Annotated in this window: 1 pseudogene; it reads right to left on the bottom strand. The window is 82.1% G+C overall.

Features of this window, described 5'->3' with window-relative positions:
* Nucleotides 1-257: pseudogene (locus tag ACSNOD_RS31995) on the bottom strand (hypothetical protein); the annotation flags it as partial.

Below are 257 nucleotides of genomic sequence, written 5' to 3' on the forward strand. Positions count from 1 at the left end.
CCGTCACCCGCTCCGAGGCGAGCGCCACCCAGGTGCCGAGGCCGGTGCTCCGCCCCGGCGGCCGCACGGCGAGCGCGCCGCCGTCGCCGTTGTGGAGGTCGGCCGGGCGCAGCGCGACAGTGCGCGGCCGGTCGCCGCGGTTGGTCAGGGCGAGGGTGTCCCGGAGCACGGCGCCGGGCCCGCCCTCCAGGGCGAAGGCGGGCCGTGCCGCGCCCTGTGCGTCGCCGTCGGCCGCGCCGGGAGCCGCCGACCACTCC

This window comes from Streptomyces sp. URMC 123, assembly GCF_051386515.1.
Lineage (GTDB): Bacteria > Actinomycetota > Actinomycetes > Streptomycetales > Streptomycetaceae > Streptomyces.